Origin of the sequence: Mesorhizobium sp. M0854 (genome assembly GCF_040319815.1) — a bacterium.
Lineage (GTDB): Bacteria > Pseudomonadota > Alphaproteobacteria > Rhizobiales > Rhizobiaceae > Mesorhizobium.
Window position 1 is genome coordinate 1 of the sequence record NZ_JAMYOL010000015.1, and the last position, 16,809, is coordinate 16,809.

Here is a 16,809-nt window from a genome sequence, read left to right on the forward strand (position 1 = left end):
CGCTCCTCTTCATCGGCCCGGAAGGCATCTCCGCGAAACTCCGGAGCACCGTATGCGCGGCGCCGGCCTGCCTTTCATCGACGCGAGCAATCACCAATACGACACCCTCAGCGATCTTCGGCTTGCGAGGCTTCTGGGCAAAATTGGCAAAAGTTCCGAGAAGCACGCCGGCAAAGCCGCCCCAAGCCGCACCGACCAGGGCCATGCCGGTCATCCCCGCAGGATCAACGTCTTGAGCTCCAAAAGCGCTGAAGCCGGCCAACAGACCAGCCGTCGCGCCAAGTGCGGCACCAGCGACGGCACCTCGCCAGAGAGCGCTCATCTCATCTTCGTAATATCCAGCAACGCTGATCGGTTCATCATTGTCATTGTAAGATCCGACGACGCTGATTTGCCGGCGACGAATCCCGGCAGCCTGAAGCCTGGCAACGGCACGTGCTGCCTGGGCATGGGAATTGAACAGCCTGCTGATCGTTTGCATTTACGTCCAGGCCCGCCGCCCGTTCGGAGCGTCGGGGCCTCTCCTCCCTGGCTTGAACTCATCCGCCCGGACGCATCTTCGTCGCGCCAAAGCTCACCACAACGTGAGCCAGCCGGCTACGTTCCTCAGCCGGGGCTTCGGTCCAATCCTTGAGTATCTTGCTTGGGACCTAAGTCTGACCTGCTTGAATGCAACGGGCAGTGAGGCCACGCCGAGAGGGAGCCGTTGCCGAATCGAAGAGGTCGAGGAGAGGGCTAAGGCCTATCGCAGACCCAAAAAGCTCAAAATGGCGATTACGATCACGATGGCGCCGACCAGCCAGATAATGTTGTTCACGATTGCACTCCTTGCATCTGGGCTGGGCGCACGCCGGGGCGAAGCCCGCCACGCAAGTGGAACATTAGATGCGGCTAAAGGTTCCTCGCGGGCCTCGCTGTCGAAAGAGCCCACGGCACCAGTCGGCACGGCGGGCGACGCAGAGTTTCACCCCGGTGGTGGGCAGCAAACGGCATTGCATCCAAAGGCTCAGCTGATGCTTCTGGACCAGTTATCAACCTGGCGCTCCGCCTCTTCCTTGGCGATGCCATATCGCTCCTGGATGCGTCCCAAGAGCTGGTCCCTATTGCCCTCGATACGATCAAGATCGTCGTCGGTGAGGTCACCCCACTGCTCCTTCGCCTTGCCTTTGAACTGCGTCCATTTTCCCTTGATTTGATCCCAGTTCATATGTTCCTCCTTGCTTCCTGGGCCCGCACTGAAGCGGAGCGCGGACCGATCGGCATTTCAATGTTGGTGACGAATGAAGATTAGCAGCCGCTAAAAGTTCCAGTGCCGGCGCAAAAAGCCCGTCGTGCCCGTGCCGGACTGCGAGCTGATGTTGATGATGCCTGGAGCTTGATGCTCTTTCGCGGCACTGTCTTATGCCGTTGAAGGCGCTGAGCTTCTTGCTGGTTGGCCTTGGCTGGCTAGCCTCGACAGGCTGCCCGGCAGCATTGTTCTGTCCTTGCCGATCATCAGCACGCCGCTGTCGGGCGCCAACAGTGCCGAGAACGGCAGCATCGCCGCGCCGATCGGCGAAGCCTCGGGGCCGAATTGTCCCGAGACGATTTCCGGCGCCACGATGCCGATGGCGCTGATCCTGTTGAACTGGGTCTGCACCTTTGCCAGCAGCTCGAGATGAATCGGCCGCGGCAGGATGCTGTCGAGGACGATCGCCTCGATGTCGATGACGGAGGTGATGGCGATGATCGCCTCGACCAGCGCATTGGCACAATCGTCGATCCATTCGGACAGCGGCTCGCGCGCCCCTGGCGGCAAGGGGTCGAGTTCGCGCACGCGGTTGATCTCGATGCCGCGCGATTTGAGATGATTGACCAGCACATAGATCGAAGCGCGATGCAGCAGGCTCTGGTAGCGCGCCGGCTTGGCCGCCACCGAATCGAGGCTTGAAGGCGAGACCGGCAAAGGACCGAGCGCGGCGCTGTTGCCGTGCGGCCCGGTATGGACCTTGCCGCCTTGCACCAGTCCGCCGCCGACAAAGGTGTCGATCGAGATATGCATGAAGTCGCGGAACCGCGCGCCGGTCCCCTGGATGAGTTCGGCGAGTGCGGCCGATGACGCGTCGTTTTCCACGAAGACCGGGGTCTTCGGCTTTGTGGCGAAAAATGTCGTCAGATCGATTGCTTCCCAGCGGCTGCCGAGGTCGTCGGGAAAGCCGAGTTCCTCGCTCCAGCCGCCGAGGAAATATGGCGAGGCGATGCCGACGCCGACGATGCTGGCATCGCCAAGCCCCTCGACCAGCTTGTCGAAATTGGCCAGCGACATGTTGCCTGCCTTGAGCACCATGTCGGGATCCGGAAAGCGATATTCGTGCGACTCGCGCGAGCGGACCTCGCCGGCAAAGTCGACGAGCACGGCTTCCAGCGCGCGCCGGCCGATCTTGATGCCGACGCTGTAGATACGCTCAGGTGCAAGTCGGTAGAGAGTGGATGGCGATCCGCGTTGCCCGAACCTTTTTCCCACTTGCTTTACGAATCCGGACGATTCCAGCCCGTCGACAATGGTGGCGACCGCAGCCGGCGTCAGATTTGCGGCGCGCGCCAGATCGGACTTGGATGCCTCCTTCAGGCGGCGAATGGCATCAAGCACGAAGCGCTCGTTATAATGCCGAACCTTGACCGAATTGCTGCCTTTTCCGGACAAAACCGGCGCCTCCCCATTCATTCCCGCAGAGCCACTCCAGCCGCTTGCAGCTTTGAGGCTGCCGCGGGGTCGAGCACTCCAATCGCACCCGTGCGCGACGCGACAGTGCCCTTCGCGGCCATGGAAGTCAATTTTCCAGTTGCGGCATTCGGCCATTTAATATAGCAAATTGAAAAAACAGGACCAGGGAGGAAAGGTGCTGCACTTGGGCGCATTAGGCGAAGCCGACGCCATGGTGAAGAGCGACGCGGCTGTCCCCGTTGCCCTGGTTCAGGCGACAAAAGCCTTCGGCGGCACGATTGCCCTCAAGGACGCGTCCTTCGAATTGCGCTCAGGCGAGGTGCTGGCTCTGCTTGGCGAAAACGGCGCCGGCAAGAGCACCTGCGTGAAGCTGCTGGCCGGCGTGTATCTCCCGACCGGCGGCCATGTCGAAGTCGATGGCAAGCCTGTGGTCTTCCATTCGCCGCACGACGCCCAGGCTGCCGGCATCTCGGTCATGCACCAGCACCCCGGTCTTTTCCCTGATCTTTCGGTGGCGGAGAACATCTATCTCGGCCATATGCCGCGCGACCGCTTCGGCGGCATCGACAACGCCGCCATGCTTGCCGGCGCGCGCAGGGTGCTGGCGACAGTCGGCCTCGACGTGCCGGCCGAAACCCGGCTCGGAACGTTGCGCACCTCCGAACAGCAACTGGTCGAGATCGCCCGCGCCCTGTCGCTCGACGCGCGGGTGCTGATCATGGACGAGCCGACGGCCGCCCTGTCGCAGCGCGAGGTCGAGCGGCTGTTCACCGTCGTCGCCGACCTGCGGCTGCATGGCGTGGCGATGATGTTCGTCGGCCACCGCATGGACGAGATCTTCCGCATCGCCGACCGCATCGCGGTGCTGCGCGACGGGCGCCTCATTGGCGTCAAGCCGAAGGCCGAGCTTGGCCGCGCCGCTGCCATCGGCATGATGGTCGGCCGCGAGGTCACCGACCTCTATCCGCAACGAAGCCACGCCACTGGCGCACTGGTGCTGGAGGCGAGGGGGCTTTCGCACGCCGGCGGCTTTTCCAATATCGACCTCAAGCTCCATGCCGGCGAGGTGCTCGGGCTCGGCGGCCTGGTCGGCAGCGGGCGGACCGAGATCGCGCGCGTGCTGTTCGGAATCGACCAGCCCGATGCCGGCGAAATCCTGATCGACGGCGAGGCAGTGCGCTTCGCCTCGGCACGCGACGCCATGGATGCGCGCATCGCCTATGTCTCGGAAGACCGCATGGGCCAGAGCCTGGTGATGGATTTTTCCATCCTCGACAACGCTGTGCTGCCCGTCCTCGACAAGGCAGCCCGCTCCGGCTTCTACGGCACGAACCGCGCGATCAATCTGGTTTCGGACTGGCTGAAGCGCATGAAGCTTCGCTTTTTCGGCTACGCGCAGCCGGTAAAGGAACTGTCCGGCGGCAACCAGCAGAAGGTAGTGTTGGCCAAATGGCTGCGCACCGAACCGCGCGTCCTCATCCTCGATGAGCCGACGCAAGGCATCGATGTCGGCACCAAGGCGGAAGTGCATGCGATGATCGCCGACCTTGCCGCCCAGGGCATGGCAATCATCCTGATCTCCTCCGAAATGCCCGAGCTCATCGGCATGTGCGACCGCATCATCGTCCTGCGCGAAGGCCATCGGACGGCCGAATTTGCCAGGGGCGAAGCCACTCAGGAAAAGGTGCTGGAAGCAGCGACCAAGGCCGGCGAAAGCGCCGATGCGGCGGCACAGGCCGCCGGCGAGGAGAAGAGAAAAGGACCGCTCGACATACTGAAGCGGCGGGAGTTCGGTCTGCTCGCCGCGATGCTGGCGGTCGCCGTCCCGGTCACCATCATCAACCCGCGCATGGTGAGCGCTGCAAACCTGACCGCCGTGTCGATGGATGCCGCCCTGCTCGTCGTTGCAGCACTCGCGCAGATGCTGGTGCTGATCACCCGCAACATCGACCTTTCGATCGCTGCGGTGATCGGCCTGTCGGCTTACATGGCGGCCAGCATGGTCCAGGCCTATCCAGGGCTCGACATCGGCATTGGCCTGATAACCGCATGCGCCGTCGGTGGCGTCGCCGGCCTGATCAACGGCCTCGTCGTCACCAGGGGAAAGATCCCGGCGATCGTCGTCACGCTGGCCTCGATGTCGATCTTCCGCGGCTTCAACTCGATCTGGGCAGCCGGTGACCAGATCAGCGCCGACGAAGTCACGCAAGCCTGGCTCGACATGACCGGCCTGAAGATCGCCGGCGTGCCGCTGATCGTCGTCATCGCGATCGTTATCCTGTGCCTGGGCTACGTGCTGCTCTATCGCACAGCGATCGGGCGCGAACTGTTCGCCGCCGGCTCCAATCCCGACGGCGCGCGTCTTATCGGCATCCCCGTCGACCGCCGCATTCTGCTGGCCTTTGGCATGGCCGGCCTGCTCGGCGGCCTGTGCGGCGCGCTGTGGGCATCGCGCTATGCGACCATCGATGCACGCGTCGCGCTCGGCTTCGAACTCACCGTGATCGCGTCGGCGGTGGTCGGCGGCGTCGCCATCCGCGGTGGTTCGGGCACGCTGCTCGGTATCATCCTCGGCGCGCTCACGCTGCTCGTCATCAAGAACGGGCTGACGCTGGTGCGCGTCGACCCGCTGTGGCTGCAGGGCGTCTACGGCCTCGTGATCCTGGTCGCCATCGGCATCGACACCTTCATCGTGCGGCGGGCCGAGCAGGCAAGACAGGCGAGGGCGCGGTGAAAAAGTTCCTCCGTTCGATCGACTTCTGGGATCTGCTGCTGGCGACCTCTTGCGTGGCCATCTTCCTCTATGCCGCGATCTTCGTGCCGAATTTCGTTTCCGGCTTCAATCTCTCGCAACTGGCCGCCAGCGCCTCGGAAAAGGCATTGCTGATCCTGCCGATGGCGCTGCTCATCATCACCCGCGAGATCGACCTGTCGATCGCCTCGGTGCTGGCGCTGACGTCCGTCGTCTTTGGCTTGCTGGTCCAGGCCGGTGTGCCGACACTTGCCGCAATCCCGCTGACGCTCGTCATCGGCGGCCTGCTCGGCGCCTTCAACGGCTATCTGGTCTCGGGCCTTGGACTGCAGTCGTTGGTTGTGACGCTCGGCACCATGGCGCTATATCGAGGCATTGGCTACATCCTGCTCGGCACCGGCTCGGTCAACATCCTGCCGCCTGCGGTCGTCGATTTCGGCATCAACAACCTGCCTGGCACCGAGATACCGTGGACCATCGTGCCCTTCCTGGTGCTGGCGCCGGTGTTTGCGGTCGTGCTGCAGAAGACGCCGACCGGCAAGCGCATCTACGCGCTCGGCGGCAGCCCCGAAGTGGCGCGCTATTCCGGCATAAACACGCGCCGGATGGTGCTGAACCTGTTCGTCGTCTCGGGCGTCGTCGCGGCGATAGCCGGCATCGTCTACACCGCGCGCCTTTCCAACGCCCGCGCCAACAATGCGCTCGGCATGGAGCTCGACGTCATCACCATCGTGCTGCTCGGCGGCATCAGCGTCTTTGGCGGCAAGGGCCGCCTGACCGGCGTCATGCTGGCACTGGTCCTGATCGCCATCATCCGCAACGTGCTGGCGCTGAACCAGATCGGTGGCGACGCGCAGGGCATGATCATCGGCCTGCTTTTGATCGGCTCGCTGCTGGTCGGCAATTACTGGCGCTCCACACAGGAGATGCTCAGCAGATCCCGCGCAATGCGCGAGACAAAGGGGTGATCTCGGGCCCCTTCCTTCAAGCCCGAATTTTGACGGAGGAGTCACAATGAAAGCGTTTAGATTAGCCCTGCTCGCATCCGCGGTTCTGCTTGCGCAAAGCTCGCTGGCCTTCAGCCAGGAGTGCGCCAAGGAACCCGTAACGGTCGGTTTCCTGCCCAAGCTCGACACGGATCCCTACTTCAAAGTGGCCTTTGGAGGCGCACAAGAGGCAGCCAAGGAAATTGGCGGCACCGCTACCCAGGTCGCCCCATCGCAGGCGACCGCCGAGGCGCAGATCGAATTCATCAACAGCCTTGTCTCGCAGAAGGTCGGAGTCATCGCAATTGCCGGCAACGACGCCAACGCCGTCGCGCCTGCGCTGAAGCGCGCCGTTCAGCAGGGCGTCAGAGTGATTTCGTATGACTCCGATGTGGCCGCCGATGCGCGTGCGGTGTTCGTCAATCAGGTGAAGGGCGACAGCCTCGCCGAGATGATGCTCCAAAGTGCATTCGCCCTCAGCGGCGGTGAAGGCGAATTCGCGATCCTGTCGTCGACGCCGACGGCGACCAACCAGAATGCCTGGATCGACTTCATGAAGGCGAAAATGGCGGCCGAGCCGAAGTTCTCCAAAATGAAGCTGGTGCAGGTGGCCTATGGCGAAGAAAGCGAACAGATCAACCAGCAGCAGGCATTGGCGCTGGTGCAGGCGTTTCCCGATCTCAAGGTGATCATCGTCCCGGCAGGCATCGGCCTTCCGGCGGCCGCGCGTGCACTCGAGGAAGCGGGCATGATCGGCAAGGTCAAGCTGACCGGCCTCGCGCCGGCCACTCTGATCTCGAAATACATCAAGGACGAAGCGGCTCAGGATATCTGGTGGAACGTCACCGATCTTGGCTATCTTACCTATCAGACGGCCCAGGCGTTTGCGCAATGCAAGATCACCGGCAAGGAGGGTGAGAAGTTCACGGCAGGCAGGCTCGGCGAATACACGATTGGCGCCGGCGGCGAACTGATCCTTGGTCCGGCCAAGATCGTAACTCCCGAAAATCTGGCCGAATTCAAATTCTGATCCTGTAGGGCTTGAGTTCTAGGGGGCGCCGGTCCATCCGGCGCCCTTCCTAAAAACCTCTCGAATGAAACAGTGCGGGGCGGCAATGAAGATATTGCTTGCAGGCGAAACCTTTGCAGCGACGACCTCGGTTGCCATCGGCAGCGACGTGCTTACAAGTGCGACCTCGACAAATGGCGCGACGGCCTTCAATGCCGCGCTGACCACTGAAGGCATCGCGGTCACGCAGATCGGCGGCGAGCGTTGCAGCGCGGAGTTTCCCTATGACCTCGATGGGCTCGCCCAATATCAGGCGGTGGTGATCTCCGATGTCGGCGCCCTGACATTGCTGGTGACGCCGGATGCCCGCACCGGGCGTGTCGGCGTCAACCGCCTCGATGTGCTCAAGGCCTATGTCGAAGGTGGCGGCGGGCTGATGCTGGCCGGCGGTTATATGGGCTTTCAGGGCATGTTCGGGACGGCGCGTTTCCACGACACCCCGGTCGAGGACGTTCTGCCGGTCCGTTGCCTACCCTACTGCGACGGCATGGAGGTGCCGCAAGGCCTGCAGGCCTCCATCCTGCAGTCGTCACATCCGATTTTTTCCGGGGTGGAGGGGCCTTTGCCGCCGATTCTCGGCATGAACAAGCTGGAATTCAGGCGCGACGGTTCGTCCCGGCTTCTGGCGACCTGCCACCATCGCGGCACCGACTGGCCGCTCCTTGCCGTCGATAGCCATGGCCGCGGCCGCACGATTGCCTGGGCAACCGATATCGGCCCGCATTGGCTCTCGCAGGATTTCCTCGCGTGGCCGTTCTACGGAAGACTGATGGCGAATATGGTCCGTTGGCTTGCCGGCAATGAATGAGGAAGCCGGACACTAGGTTTGACCCAGTGCGGTTGTCCTGGCGCGGCCGATGCCGCGCGAGGCGCCGGTGACCACCACCACCTCGTCGGCTAGGTCGAATTTCGGCGTGAACTCATTTGCCATGCAATTCCACCTTGTTCTTCAAATCGGACCGGCTGCCATGTCGAACCGAATAGGCTCGCGTGAATTCGGCGCCCAGCAGAAATATCTCCGCTGAATAATAGACCCATAACAGCACGACGAGCAGGGCGCCGGCCGCGCCGTATGATGATGAGATGGCGCTGGTTCCGATATACCAGCCAATCAGCGACTTGCCGATGGTGAACAGAAACCCGGTGACCGCGGCGCCGATGCCGACATCGCGCCATTGCAGGCTGCGGTCCGGCAGCACCTTGTAGATTGCGGCAAACAGCAGTGTGATCAGGGCAAACGAGACGATCCCGTTGATGGCGCTCAGGATGATGGTGCCGAACGGCAGGTCGGCGTTGATGACCTCTCCGAGCGCCGAAATTGCAGCGCTTACGACCAGCGACACCAGCAGCAGGAAACCAAGCGCGGCGACCAGGCCCAGGCTTGCAATGCGTGCCCGCACCATTCGTGAAATCGTTGCCCCGGTCGGTTTGACTTTCCAGATTTCGTTCAGCGCCAGCTGCATTTCGCCGAACACGCCGGATGCGGCGACGAACAGCGTGACCAGCCCCAGAATGCTGGCAAGGGTTCCCGCTTCCTTCTGCGAGGCGCTCTCGATCGTCGCCTGCAGCAGCTCGGCACTTTGCGGCCCCATCAGGCCAGCGATCTGTGCCGAAAGGGCGAGTTGCGCCGCCTCGTGCCCGAAGGCCATGCCGGCAATAGCGACAACGATGAGCAGGATCGGCGCAAGCGAGGTCGTGGCATAAAACGCTATCGCCGCCCCATGGCTCAGCGCATTGTCGTCGATGAAGCCGATGACGCTCTGCTTGAGGAGCCTCCAGCCCTCTGCTGCCAAATTCCACATGTAGGCCTCGCATGCCTGTCAACAAACAAGTAGCGGCCGCGCAGCGCTGGGCGAGGGGTGGGGGCTCGGCCGGAACAAAGCCGGCAACGGCACGCTGTACAAGGCGATCGCCTATAAAGGCGGCGTGCAGCGAACATCCTGCGAAAGGTGGCCGCTCGACTGGCCGGGGACGTGCTCACGATGCAATCAGGGGAACTGTGACAGTTGTCTGATAATTTATCGGATATCGGTTGAAATACGGGAACTCGATCACGAACGCATATTGGGCGGTCAGATGTGCCATGCGAAAGCCGCCGCTGGGGGCGTCGATTGCTATTGTTACATCGACGTCTTTCAATCCCAAATCCAGTAATTTTTCCGTGGCAATGGCTTGGATCTGGGCCTGCGTCAGCGAGTTCTTCATTTGCAGCGCACGTGACGACGTTTCCAGCGTGTACCGAACACTCGACATAGCATTCAGAGCCCAGCCGAATGCAAAGATGCCGATCAAAAGCATTATCAGAAAAGGCGCGATCAGCGCGAACTCTAATGCAGCTCCGCCTGATGCATCCCCCGTGAAAGCTCTCGACTTAGCGGACACGAATCACCTGTTGATGACTGAGTTCGCGCGAGAGGGAAAACGCGCCAAAACTGAAGGGCGGTGACCAGGTGGCTGTCGCCTGTATTACGAGGAAGACCGAGGGGGCTTTCAAAGTGTCGCACAGGACCGATGGATCGGCCACGATGTTCCCGCACGTGTATTTCCGACTCACTGCCACCTGCGCGCCATCAGGATGGTTTTCCCAGCTCGAAAGAGCGACAGCTTGGATGGTCGTATCCTCGACTGCTCCTTGCATCACGAGGTTCGCCGCGGTTTTGACGCCTGCACGCATCGACAATGCGCTCGAGACAAAAGACCAGCCGTCGATGATGCCAAGAAGTACCAGGCAAAGGGCGGGCAGAACCAGCGCAAACTCTACCGCGGCAACACCCGAATCACTCCGGAGCATCCGGACTTGTAGCCGATCCACGAAAACTACTCGACAAGCTGAACGGTTTGCGTGGCCGGAATGTCTCGCATTCCAAGGCTCGTGCAATCCTGAATGATGTTTGCGTTGCCGGACCATTGCACGGTACTTGCGACGACCTGCGTGCAACCACCCTTGCCCGAGAAATTGCCGAGATAATTGACGCCCTGTGTTGGAAAATACAGAGCGCCTGTCAATAGCGAATCCGCCGTGCCATTAAACGTGTTGGATCCCGCCAGGTTGGCTCTGTCGCCATAGAACAGCACACCTGAATAGGTGCCCGACGTCGGTGCGCTGAGCTTGACGGTCGCCGTGCCGTTCATGCTAACGCCGGAGGTATCGGCCAGATAAATGACGACACCCTCGCCGGAAATATTTGCATTCGAGCTCGCTTTGAAATCGCCTCCCTCAATGACGTATATCCCGGGCGAGAGGGTTACATTGCCGCTCAAGCTGAGCCCCTTGCAGTATGTTCCAGGTTGCAAGGTTGACTGATTGCCGTTTTGACAAGGGTTCGTGGCCGGCGGCGCCGGCAGGTCGGCAAAAGGATCAGCAGCGGGCAGCGCCTGAGTTATCAGGCTGGCGCAAACGGTCTTCACGACGTTGCTCAACGAAACACCGCCTGCCGATATCAGGCAATCGACATCAAGGCTTGCCGATCCCTGAAGTTTGATGGCGTCCGGAGCTATCGAATTCGACATGACGGAGCAGCCTGTCAGTTTTGTGGTCGAACTGCCGGAAAAGAGCGCCGCTTTCGAAGCGGAAGGATCGACCGTCAAAATGCAGGCTTTTGAAGCATCCGTAATAAGAGCCACCGCCCTTGCTTGTGCGCCAACTGCGTTTTGCGTGAATATCGACGTAAAGAACCGATCGAGGTTCTGATGAACGACTACCTCAACCGCCTTTTTTCCGACATTTGGACCGGCTGACGGAGGCGAGAAGACCTCTATTGTACCTGCTGACGGTCCCCAGCCGTTCGTGGTCGCTGACGCTGTCGCTGCGGAGACAATCTTTGGCGTGTCGGATCCCGAAACCTTTTCCAAAGCGCCAGCATAGGCCGCCGCATCCGCCACCGCTTGTAGCTTCAGGCTGCTGTAATACCAATAGGAAGTCTCGATACCGAGGCCCGCACCGCCGACGACAATCGGCAAAGATAGAGCAAAAATAGTAGCAACGTTGCCGCTCTCGCCGATCGGTCGCATAGCGCGGAAAAAACACCTAAAAATGCGGGCACGCCAGTCCATTTCCCTATTAAAGCAGGATTGCATAAAAGAATGACTAAGAATTTCCGTACATTTCTTGGCTGCGATCCATCCGGGCTTAACGGCCCGTTCCGCCGCTTCAACGCGGGCCCTTGGCGCCACAGGACCCTCGTTAGTCCTTCGGCCGGGTGCATGTCTTCATAGGAACAATTCTGGTTTCCGGGGTCATGCGCAAGAAAAGACCGCCGCGGCCGGTTTCGATTGGCAATGGGTTGCCGTTCCCTGCTATTCCCGCTTCAAATCAAAAAGCAGTGGACGTTCCAGTATGACCAATGTCGCCTTGACCGGGCTTGCCCGCGATCTTGCCAAGCGCGCCGCGGAAGGCCGCCCGGTGCGCATCGGCGTTATCGGTTCGGGCGAGATGGGCACCGACCTGGTGACCCAAGGGATGCTGATGCCGGGCATTTCGGTTTGCGCGATCTCGACGCGCCGCCCGCATACGGCGCGTGACGCCATCCGCATTGCTTATGGCGACCAGGCGATGGCAGCCGAAGCGGACAGCACTTCGAAGGTCAGCCAGGCGATCGAAAGCGGCAAGATCGCCGTCACCTCGAACGAAATGCTGGTCACCAATCCGCTTATCGATGTCGTCATCGATGCCACCGGCAAGCCCGGGGTCGCCGCCGATTTCGACCTGATGGCGATGCAGCACGGCAAGCACCTGGTGATGATGAATGTCGAGGCCGACGTCACCATCGGCTGCTATCTAAAGCAGCAGGCCGACCGGCTCGGCGTCGTCTATTCGGTCGGCGCCGGCGACGAGCCGTCGAGCTGCATGGAGCTGATCGAGTTCGCCTCGGCGCTCGGCTACACCATCGTCTCCGCCGGCAAGGGCAAGAACAACCCTCTCAACCACGACGCCGTTCCCGACGACTACCGCGAGGAGGCGCTGCGCCGCAACATGAATCCGCGCATGCTGGTCGAGTTCGTCGACGGCTCGAAAACCATGGTCGAGATGTGCGCCATTGCCAACGCCACCGGGCTGGTGCCCGACGTTCCCGGCATGCACGGCCCCAAGGCCGATCGCGACGAGCTGGTCAAGGTGCTGATCCCGCGCGAGCAGGGCGGCATTCTGTCGAAGAAGGGCGTCGTCGACTACACCGTCGGCAAGGGCGTGGCGCCCGGCGTCTTCGTAATCGTCGAGGCGACCCATCCGCGCATCATCGAGCGCATGGACGATCTGCATATCGGCCACGGCCCCTATTACAGCTTCTTCAGGCCCTACCATCTGACCTCGCTGGAAGTGCCGCTGACGGCGGCTCGCATCGCGCTTTACGGCAAGCCCGACATGGTGCCGCTGCCGCGGCCGGTGGCCGAGGTCTGCGCCGTGGCCAAGCGCGATCTGGCGGCAGGCGAGGTTTTCGATGCGATCGGCGAGACCTGCTACCGCTCCTGGACCATGACCGTCGAACAGGCCCGCGCCCATCGCGCCGTGCCGGTCGGTCTGCTCGAAGGCGGCAAGGTGCTGAAACCGGTGAGGAAAGGCGAATTGCTCACCGCCGACAATGCCGCGCCCGACCCGACGACCAGGCTGTTCGCCTTGCGCCGGCTGCAGGACGAGATGCTGTATGGGCGTGACGCTGTCGACCGGTGAGCTGTCGCGGTGGCCTTTGGCCGGGCCCACTGGCATTGTCATTACAACTCTCTATATTGTATTGACGATGAAGGCGGAGGCGATCACATGAATCTTCAGATCAGGGACCCGCGCGCACGCGAACTGGCGCGAGAGCTTGCTGCCAAACGCAAGATTTCGATGACCGAAGCGGTCATCGAAGCGCTTGAATCCGAGTTGAAGCGGGAGAGCGGACGCATTCCCCTGGCTGAGCGGCTTGCTGCCATTGCCAACGACTTCAAGGCCAAGGCAGGCCAAGGTGGTCGGGCTGTGACGAAGGATGAGATCGATGAGATGTGGGGCCATTCCTGATGTTCATCGACACCTCCGTGGTTGTCGCGATTCTTTCAGGCGAAGAGGATGCCGGCGAGTTGAGTAACCGCATTGAGGCAGCGCCCGCGAGAATAACTTCGGCGTTGGTGGTGCTTGAAGCGGCGATGCGGCTTTCGACGATGCTTGCCGTGCCGCCGGTTGTCGCCGGAGATGCGATAGAGGCGTTTCTTCGCGAGGCCGAAATCGAAATTGTGCCGATCGACGCCAGCGATGCCAAGCTCGCGATCCAGGCGTTTTCAGACTACGGAAAGGGGCGCGGACATCCCGCCCAGCTCAACTTAGCCGACTGCCTTTCTTATGCCTGCGCAAAAAGTCACGGCTCCGCACTGCTCTACAAGGGCAACGACTTTTCGCATACCGACCTCGTGTAATCCGCAACCGGCTGTTACTTCCCCAGCTCTATAGACCGCAGCCGCGCCGCTTCCACCGCCTCGGTGAGCAGGCGCGTCAGCCGGTCCTCGCCCATCAGTACTGCAAGGGCCGCAGCCGTGGTGCCGTTGGGGCTGGTCACCTGCTGCCTGAGCACGCCCGGCTCCTCGCCGCTTTCGGCGGCCAGCGATGCGGCGCCGTAGACCGTCTGCATGGCCAAGAGCTTGGCAGTCCCGGTCGGCAGGCCGGCTTTCTCGGCGGCCACGGTCAGCGCTTCGATGAAATGGAAGATATACGCCGGCCCCGACCCGGAGACTGCCGTCACCGCATCCATCAGGGCCTCGTCGTCGATATCGGCCACCTGCCCGCTTGCCGAAAGCAGGTCGGCGACGAAGCGTTTAGTCTCGTCGGAAACCAGCCTGTTGGAAAACACCACCATCATGCCCTTGCCGATCGCCGCCGGCGTGTTGGGCATGCAGCGCACGATCGGCGCGCGGTCGCCGAGAATACCTTCAAACGTGGCCACCGGCGTTCCGGCGGCGATGCTGAGGAAGGTGGTCCGGCCATCGTTGAAGCGGATGTAGCCAGCCGTCACGTCGCGGATCACCTGCGGCTTCACCGCAATGACGACGACGGTCGGCACGGCGTCCGCCGGGATGGCGCCGGCATCCGCGGCAGCAGCGCAGCCCAGTGCTTCGGCACGCTTGCGCAACTCGGCATTGGGCTCGACCACGAACACCACCGCCGGAGCCAGCTTGCCGGCTTTCAGCCAGCCCGAGAGCATGGCGTAGCCCATATTGCCGCAACCGGCGAGAACAAGCCTGATCGTCATCGAAAGCCTCCCATAGAGATGGCTTCCCCATAGACGTTCGCGGCAGGGCGGGGAAGCCCTGTTGGGACCGTGATCAGGCGGAAACCCCGACCTTACGGTTGGGATGCGCATGTAGTTGCGCAGCCGCGCGGCGACCAAATTAACCTTTTATTTCCTATGCCTGTTTAGCATCGCTTAACCGGTGGCGGTCGCTACGTCCCAGCCCGAGGGGAAGGCTCCAGAAACCATGGCTTATAGGAAAAATCGTGAACACTGGAGGAACGAGCAGTCCTTGCTGTCGCTCGTCGAGGCGGTGCGCGGCGAGGACGAAGCATCGCTGGTTTCGCTAGAGGACCGCGCAGGCCCGTCATGGCGCGAGGATGCCGCCACACGCCATCGTCTTGCCCGCTCGCGCCGCGAAGCGCGTGCCAGTCCGATCCTGTTGGCAGCCTCCGGCATAAGCCAGCCCGATCCTGATGAGCCAAAGGCCGGCACCATACTGATGGAAGAGGCTGCAGCTGCCGATGGGTTTTTCGACCCCGCTGGCTCCCTTGGCGGCCCCGATGCCGGTTCCGCGGATCACGCAGCATACCGGGCAGCGCCGCCTCCCGCTCAGCCGGTCGAGATCGCGCGCACCAAACGTCCAGGCGCGATCGGTGCCGTGTTGTCGGCGCTGCGCCGGCTCGTGCCTGGCAGAGCGCCGGAGGAGATGGCGTCCGGTGAGACTTCCGCCGCGACAAATTCCACCGCAGCGATGCCGCCTGCGTTCCACCCGCAGCCGTTCTATGCCGGTCGGGCACCTTATCCGCAGCAACCCCCGCCGCCGCATTCGGCCCGTACTCAGGCCTGGTCGAGGAAGGCAAATCAGGCCTCGGAAGCCGCCGATCAGCAAAGCCAGATCGAGGAAATCCGCGCCAGCCTGCGCGAATTCCGCGAGGTCGTTCGCGAGCTCACCGAAAACCGCGCGCGCCCGCTATTTCTGAGCGTCGAATAAAACATGCCGGTTTCGAGTTAACGGCATGGGACGGCGCATTGACGGGATTGCCCGGCTCGATTTTCGTGAAAATGCCGAGCTGCATGTCCGCCCGCAGCGCATGGTTCTGGGCAACGGCCTGCATAAAAGATATCTGGAGCGCGCCGCATGGATGTTTTAACGCGGCAGGCTTACGCGATAGGCGTCGAGGGTGGTTCATGGCTGAGTTGATTGACGGAAAAAGCGTCGCCGAAGACGTGGTGCGGCGGGTCAAGGCCCTGACCGCCGAACTGGCGGAAAAGGGCGGACGGCAGCCCGGTCTCGCCGTGGTCATCGTCGGCGAGGATCCGGCGAGCCAGGTCTATGTCGCCTCCAAATCCCGCACCGCCAAGGAATGCGGCTTCCATTCGGTTCAGCACACGCTGCCGGCCGAAACCTCCGAGCCGGACCTGTTGAAGATCATCGGCCAGCTCAACGCCGATCCGGCCATCAACGGCATCCTCGTGCAGCTTCCGCTTCCCGGCCATATCGATTCCGGCAAGATCATCCAGACCATCGCGCCGGAGAAGGATGTCGACGGCTTCCACTTCATCAATGTCGGCAAGCTCGGCACCGGCGAACTCGAGACCGCCTTCGTGCCTTGCACGCCGGCCGGCTCGATGCTGCTGATCGAACGCGTGCGCGGCAAGGACCTGTCCGGTCTCAATGCGGTCGTCGTCGGGCGTTCGAACATCGTCGGCAAACCGATGGCCAATCTTCTGCTTGCCGCCAATTGCACCGTCACCATCGCACACAGCCGGACCAGGGACCTGCCGGCGCTTGCCCGCACCGCCGATATTCTGGTCGCCGCCGTCGGCCGGTCTGAAATGGTCCGCGGCGACTGGGTCAAGCCTGGCGCCACCGTCATCGATGTCGGCATCAACCGCGTCGCCGCACCTGAAAAGGGCGAAGGCAAGACGCGCCTCGTCGGCGACGTCGCCTTTGCCGAAGCAGCGAAGGCGGCCGGCGCCATCACGCCGGTGCCTGGCGGCGTCGGACCGATGACCATTGCCATGCTGATGGCCAACACGCTAGCTTCCGCCTATCTCGCAGCCGGATTGAAACGGCCTTCCTTCTGACCAGAAAGCAG

The 16,809-nt window shown here is 62.1% G+C and carries 18 protein-coding genes; 10 read left to right on the plus strand and 8 right to left on the minus strand.

The window, feature by feature from the left end; all coding sequences use genetic code 11:
• The 3 genes from NKH99_RS21460 to NKH99_RS21470 all read right to left on the minus strand — a co-directional run.
• Positions 1-262, minus strand: a 262-nt coding sequence (locus NKH99_RS21460) for a hypothetical protein (protein WP_353015414.1), incomplete at its 3' end; no start/stop codon positions are given.
• 744 nt (positions 263-1,006) lie between these two features.
• On the minus strand, positions 1,007-1,207 hold the full coding sequence (locus NKH99_RS21465) for a CsbD family protein (RefSeq protein ID WP_023719429.1): 201 nt from the start codon (positions 1,205-1,207) through the stop codon (positions 1,007-1,009).
• A 192-nt stretch (positions 1,208-1,399) separates the two neighbouring features.
• Positions 1,400-2,683, minus strand: a complete 1,284-nt coding sequence (locus tag NKH99_RS21470; protein WP_023677417.1) for an ROK family transcriptional regulator — start codon at positions 2,681-2,683, stop codon at positions 1,400-1,402.
• A 196-nt stretch (positions 2,684-2,879) separates the two neighbouring features.
• Here NKH99_RS21470 and NKH99_RS21475 point away from each other — a divergent pair, with 196 nt between their 5' ends.
• The 4 genes from NKH99_RS21475 to NKH99_RS21490 all read left to right on the plus strand — a co-directional run bounded on the left by NKH99_RS21475 (position 2,880) and on the right by NKH99_RS21490 (position 8,319).
• A complete protein-coding gene (locus NKH99_RS21475; protein WP_353015416.1) occupies positions 2,880-5,438 on the plus strand; it encodes an ATP-binding cassette domain-containing protein in 2,559 nt (852 codons plus the stop codon).
• On the plus strand, positions 5,435-6,424 hold the full coding sequence (locus NKH99_RS21480) for an ABC transporter permease (protein ID WP_352822960.1): 990 nt from the start codon (positions 5,435-5,437) through the stop codon (positions 6,422-6,424). The genes NKH99_RS21475 and NKH99_RS21480 overlap by 4 nt, the downstream gene beginning before the upstream one ends.
• 46 nt (positions 6,425-6,470) lie before the next feature.
• Positions 6,471-7,472, plus strand: a complete 1,002-nt coding sequence (locus NKH99_RS21485; protein WP_352822957.1) for a rhamnose ABC transporter substrate-binding protein — start codon at positions 6,471-6,473, stop codon at positions 7,470-7,472.
• A gap of 85 nt (positions 7,473-7,557) precedes the next feature.
• A complete protein-coding gene (locus tag NKH99_RS21490; RefSeq protein ID WP_352541745.1) occupies positions 7,558-8,319 on the plus strand; it encodes a glutamine amidotransferase in 762 nt (253 codons plus the stop codon).
• A 112-nt stretch (positions 8,320-8,431) separates the two neighbouring features.
• On the opposite strand, the gene NKH99_RS21495 is transcribed toward NKH99_RS21490, so the two are convergent.
• The 4 genes from NKH99_RS21495 to NKH99_RS21510 all read right to left on the minus strand — a co-directional run bounded on the left by NKH99_RS21495 (position 8,432) and on the right by NKH99_RS21510 (position 11,564).
• The gene (locus NKH99_RS21495; RefSeq protein WP_353015419.1) at positions 8,432-9,313 is read right to left on the minus strand and encodes a YihY/virulence factor BrkB family protein; all 882 of its coding nucleotides are present in this window, start codon (positions 9,311-9,313) and stop codon (positions 8,432-8,434) included.
• A 175-nt stretch (positions 9,314-9,488) separates the two neighbouring features.
• The gene (locus NKH99_RS21500; RefSeq protein ID WP_023677423.1) at positions 9,489-9,893 is read right to left on the minus strand and encodes a TadE/TadG family type IV pilus assembly protein; all 405 of its coding nucleotides are present in this window, start codon (positions 9,891-9,893) and stop codon (positions 9,489-9,491) included.
• The gene (locus NKH99_RS21505; RefSeq protein ID WP_353015421.1) at positions 9,883-10,302 is read right to left on the minus strand and encodes a TadE/TadG family type IV pilus assembly protein; all 420 of its coding nucleotides are present in this window, start codon (positions 10,300-10,302) and stop codon (positions 9,883-9,885) included. Before NKH99_RS21505 ends, NKH99_RS21500 begins: the two co-directional genes overlap by 11 nt.
• Before the next feature lie 26 nt (positions 10,303-10,328).
• A complete protein-coding gene (locus NKH99_RS21510; RefSeq protein ID WP_156937362.1) occupies positions 10,329-11,564 on the minus strand; it encodes a pilus assembly protein TadG-related protein in 1,236 nt (411 codons plus the stop codon).
• A 283-nt stretch (positions 11,565-11,847) separates the two neighbouring features.
• Between NKH99_RS21510 and NKH99_RS21515 the strand changes: the two genes are divergently transcribed.
• The 3 genes from NKH99_RS21515 (at position 11,848) to NKH99_RS21525 (ending at position 13,898) form a co-directional block, all read left to right on the plus strand.
• Positions 11,848-13,176: an NAD(P)H-dependent oxidoreductase gene (locus tag NKH99_RS21515; RefSeq protein WP_352750682.1), complete on the plus strand. Its 1,329-nt coding sequence runs from the start codon at positions 11,848-11,850 to the stop codon at positions 13,174-13,176.
• A gap of 87 nt (positions 13,177-13,263) precedes the next feature.
• Positions 13,264-13,506: a type II toxin-antitoxin system VapB family antitoxin gene (locus NKH99_RS21520; RefSeq protein WP_023677427.1), complete on the plus strand. Its 243-nt coding sequence runs from the start codon at positions 13,264-13,266 to the stop codon at positions 13,504-13,506.
• A complete protein-coding gene (locus NKH99_RS21525; protein WP_352450913.1) occupies positions 13,506-13,898 on the plus strand; it encodes a type II toxin-antitoxin system VapC family toxin in 393 nt (130 codons plus the stop codon). The genes NKH99_RS21520 and NKH99_RS21525 overlap by 1 nt, the downstream gene beginning before the upstream one ends.
• Positions 13,899-13,912: 14 nt before the next feature.
• Here the strand turns inward: NKH99_RS21525 and proC are convergent, their stop codons facing one another.
• Complete coding sequence (proC, locus tag NKH99_RS21530; RefSeq protein ID WP_352450914.1) at positions 13,913-14,728, minus strand: pyrroline-5-carboxylate reductase; 816 nt, start codon at positions 14,726-14,728, stop codon at positions 13,913-13,915.
• 226 nt (positions 14,729-14,954) lie between these two features.
• On the opposite strand from proC, the gene NKH99_RS21535 reads away from it, so the two are divergent.
• The 3 genes from NKH99_RS21535 to folD are packed head-to-tail and all read left to right on the plus strand — an operon-like array spanning position 14,955 to position 16,798.
• Positions 14,955-15,701: a hypothetical protein gene (locus NKH99_RS21535; RefSeq protein ID WP_353015423.1), complete on the plus strand. Its 747-nt coding sequence runs from the start codon at positions 14,955-14,957 to the stop codon at positions 15,699-15,701.
• 25 nt (positions 15,702-15,726) lie between these two features.
• On the plus strand, positions 15,727-15,861 hold the full coding sequence (locus NKH99_RS21540) for a hypothetical protein (RefSeq protein WP_353015425.1): 135 nt from the start codon (positions 15,727-15,729) through the stop codon (positions 15,859-15,861).
• A 37-nt stretch (positions 15,862-15,898) separates the two neighbouring features.
• Positions 15,899-16,798 (plus strand): bifunctional methylenetetrahydrofolate dehydrogenase/methenyltetrahydrofolate cyclohydrolase FolD, encoded by a 900-nt coding sequence (gene folD / locus NKH99_RS21545; RefSeq protein WP_023677432.1) that lies wholly within the window; start codon positions 15,899-15,901, stop codon positions 16,796-16,798.
• The last annotated feature ends 11 nt before the right edge of the window (positions 16,799-16,809 follow it).

Coding starts and splice junctions, on each gene's coding strand:
- NKH99_RS21465 (WP_023719429.1), bottom strand. CDS start 1,207: ATGAACTGGGATCAAATCAAGGGAAAATGGACGCAGTTCAAAGGCAAG.
- NKH99_RS21485 (WP_352822957.1), top strand. CDS start 6,471: ATGAAAGCGTTTAGATTAGCCCTGCTCGCATCCGCGGTTCTGCTTGCG.
- NKH99_RS21490 (WP_352541745.1), top strand. CDS start 7,558: ATGAAGATATTGCTTGCAGGCGAAACCTTTGCAGCGACGACCTCGGTT.
- NKH99_RS21495 (WP_353015419.1), bottom strand. CDS start 9,313: ATGTGGAATTTGGCAGCAGAGGGCTGGAGGCTCCTCAAGCAGAGCGTC.
- NKH99_RS21505 (WP_353015421.1), bottom strand. CDS start 10,302: ATGCTCCGGAGTGATTCGGGTGTTGCCGCGGTAGAGTTTGCGCTGGTT.
- NKH99_RS21510 (WP_156937362.1), bottom strand. CDS start 11,564: ATGGACTGGCGTGCCCGCATTTTTAGGTGTTTTTTCCGCGCTATGCGA.
- NKH99_RS21515 (WP_352750682.1), top strand. CDS start 11,848: ATGACCAATGTCGCCTTGACCGGGCTTGCCCGCGATCTTGCCAAGCGC.
- NKH99_RS21520 (WP_023677427.1), top strand. CDS start 13,264: ATGAATCTTCAGATCAGGGACCCGCGCGCACGCGAACTGGCGCGAGAG.
- NKH99_RS21525 (WP_352450913.1), top strand. CDS start 13,506: ATGTTCATCGACACCTCCGTGGTTGTCGCGATTCTTTCAGGCGAAGAG.
- proC (WP_352450914.1), bottom strand. CDS start 14,728: ATGACGATCAGGCTTGTTCTCGCCGGTTGCGGCAATATGGGCTACGCC.
- NKH99_RS21535 (WP_353015423.1), top strand. CDS start 14,955: ATGGCTTATAGGAAAAATCGTGAACACTGGAGGAACGAGCAGTCCTTG.
- NKH99_RS21540 (WP_353015425.1), top strand. CDS start 15,727: ATGGGACGGCGCATTGACGGGATTGCCCGGCTCGATTTTCGTGAAAAT.
- folD (WP_023677432.1), top strand. CDS start 15,899: ATGGCTGAGTTGATTGACGGAAAAAGCGTCGCCGAAGACGTGGTGCGG.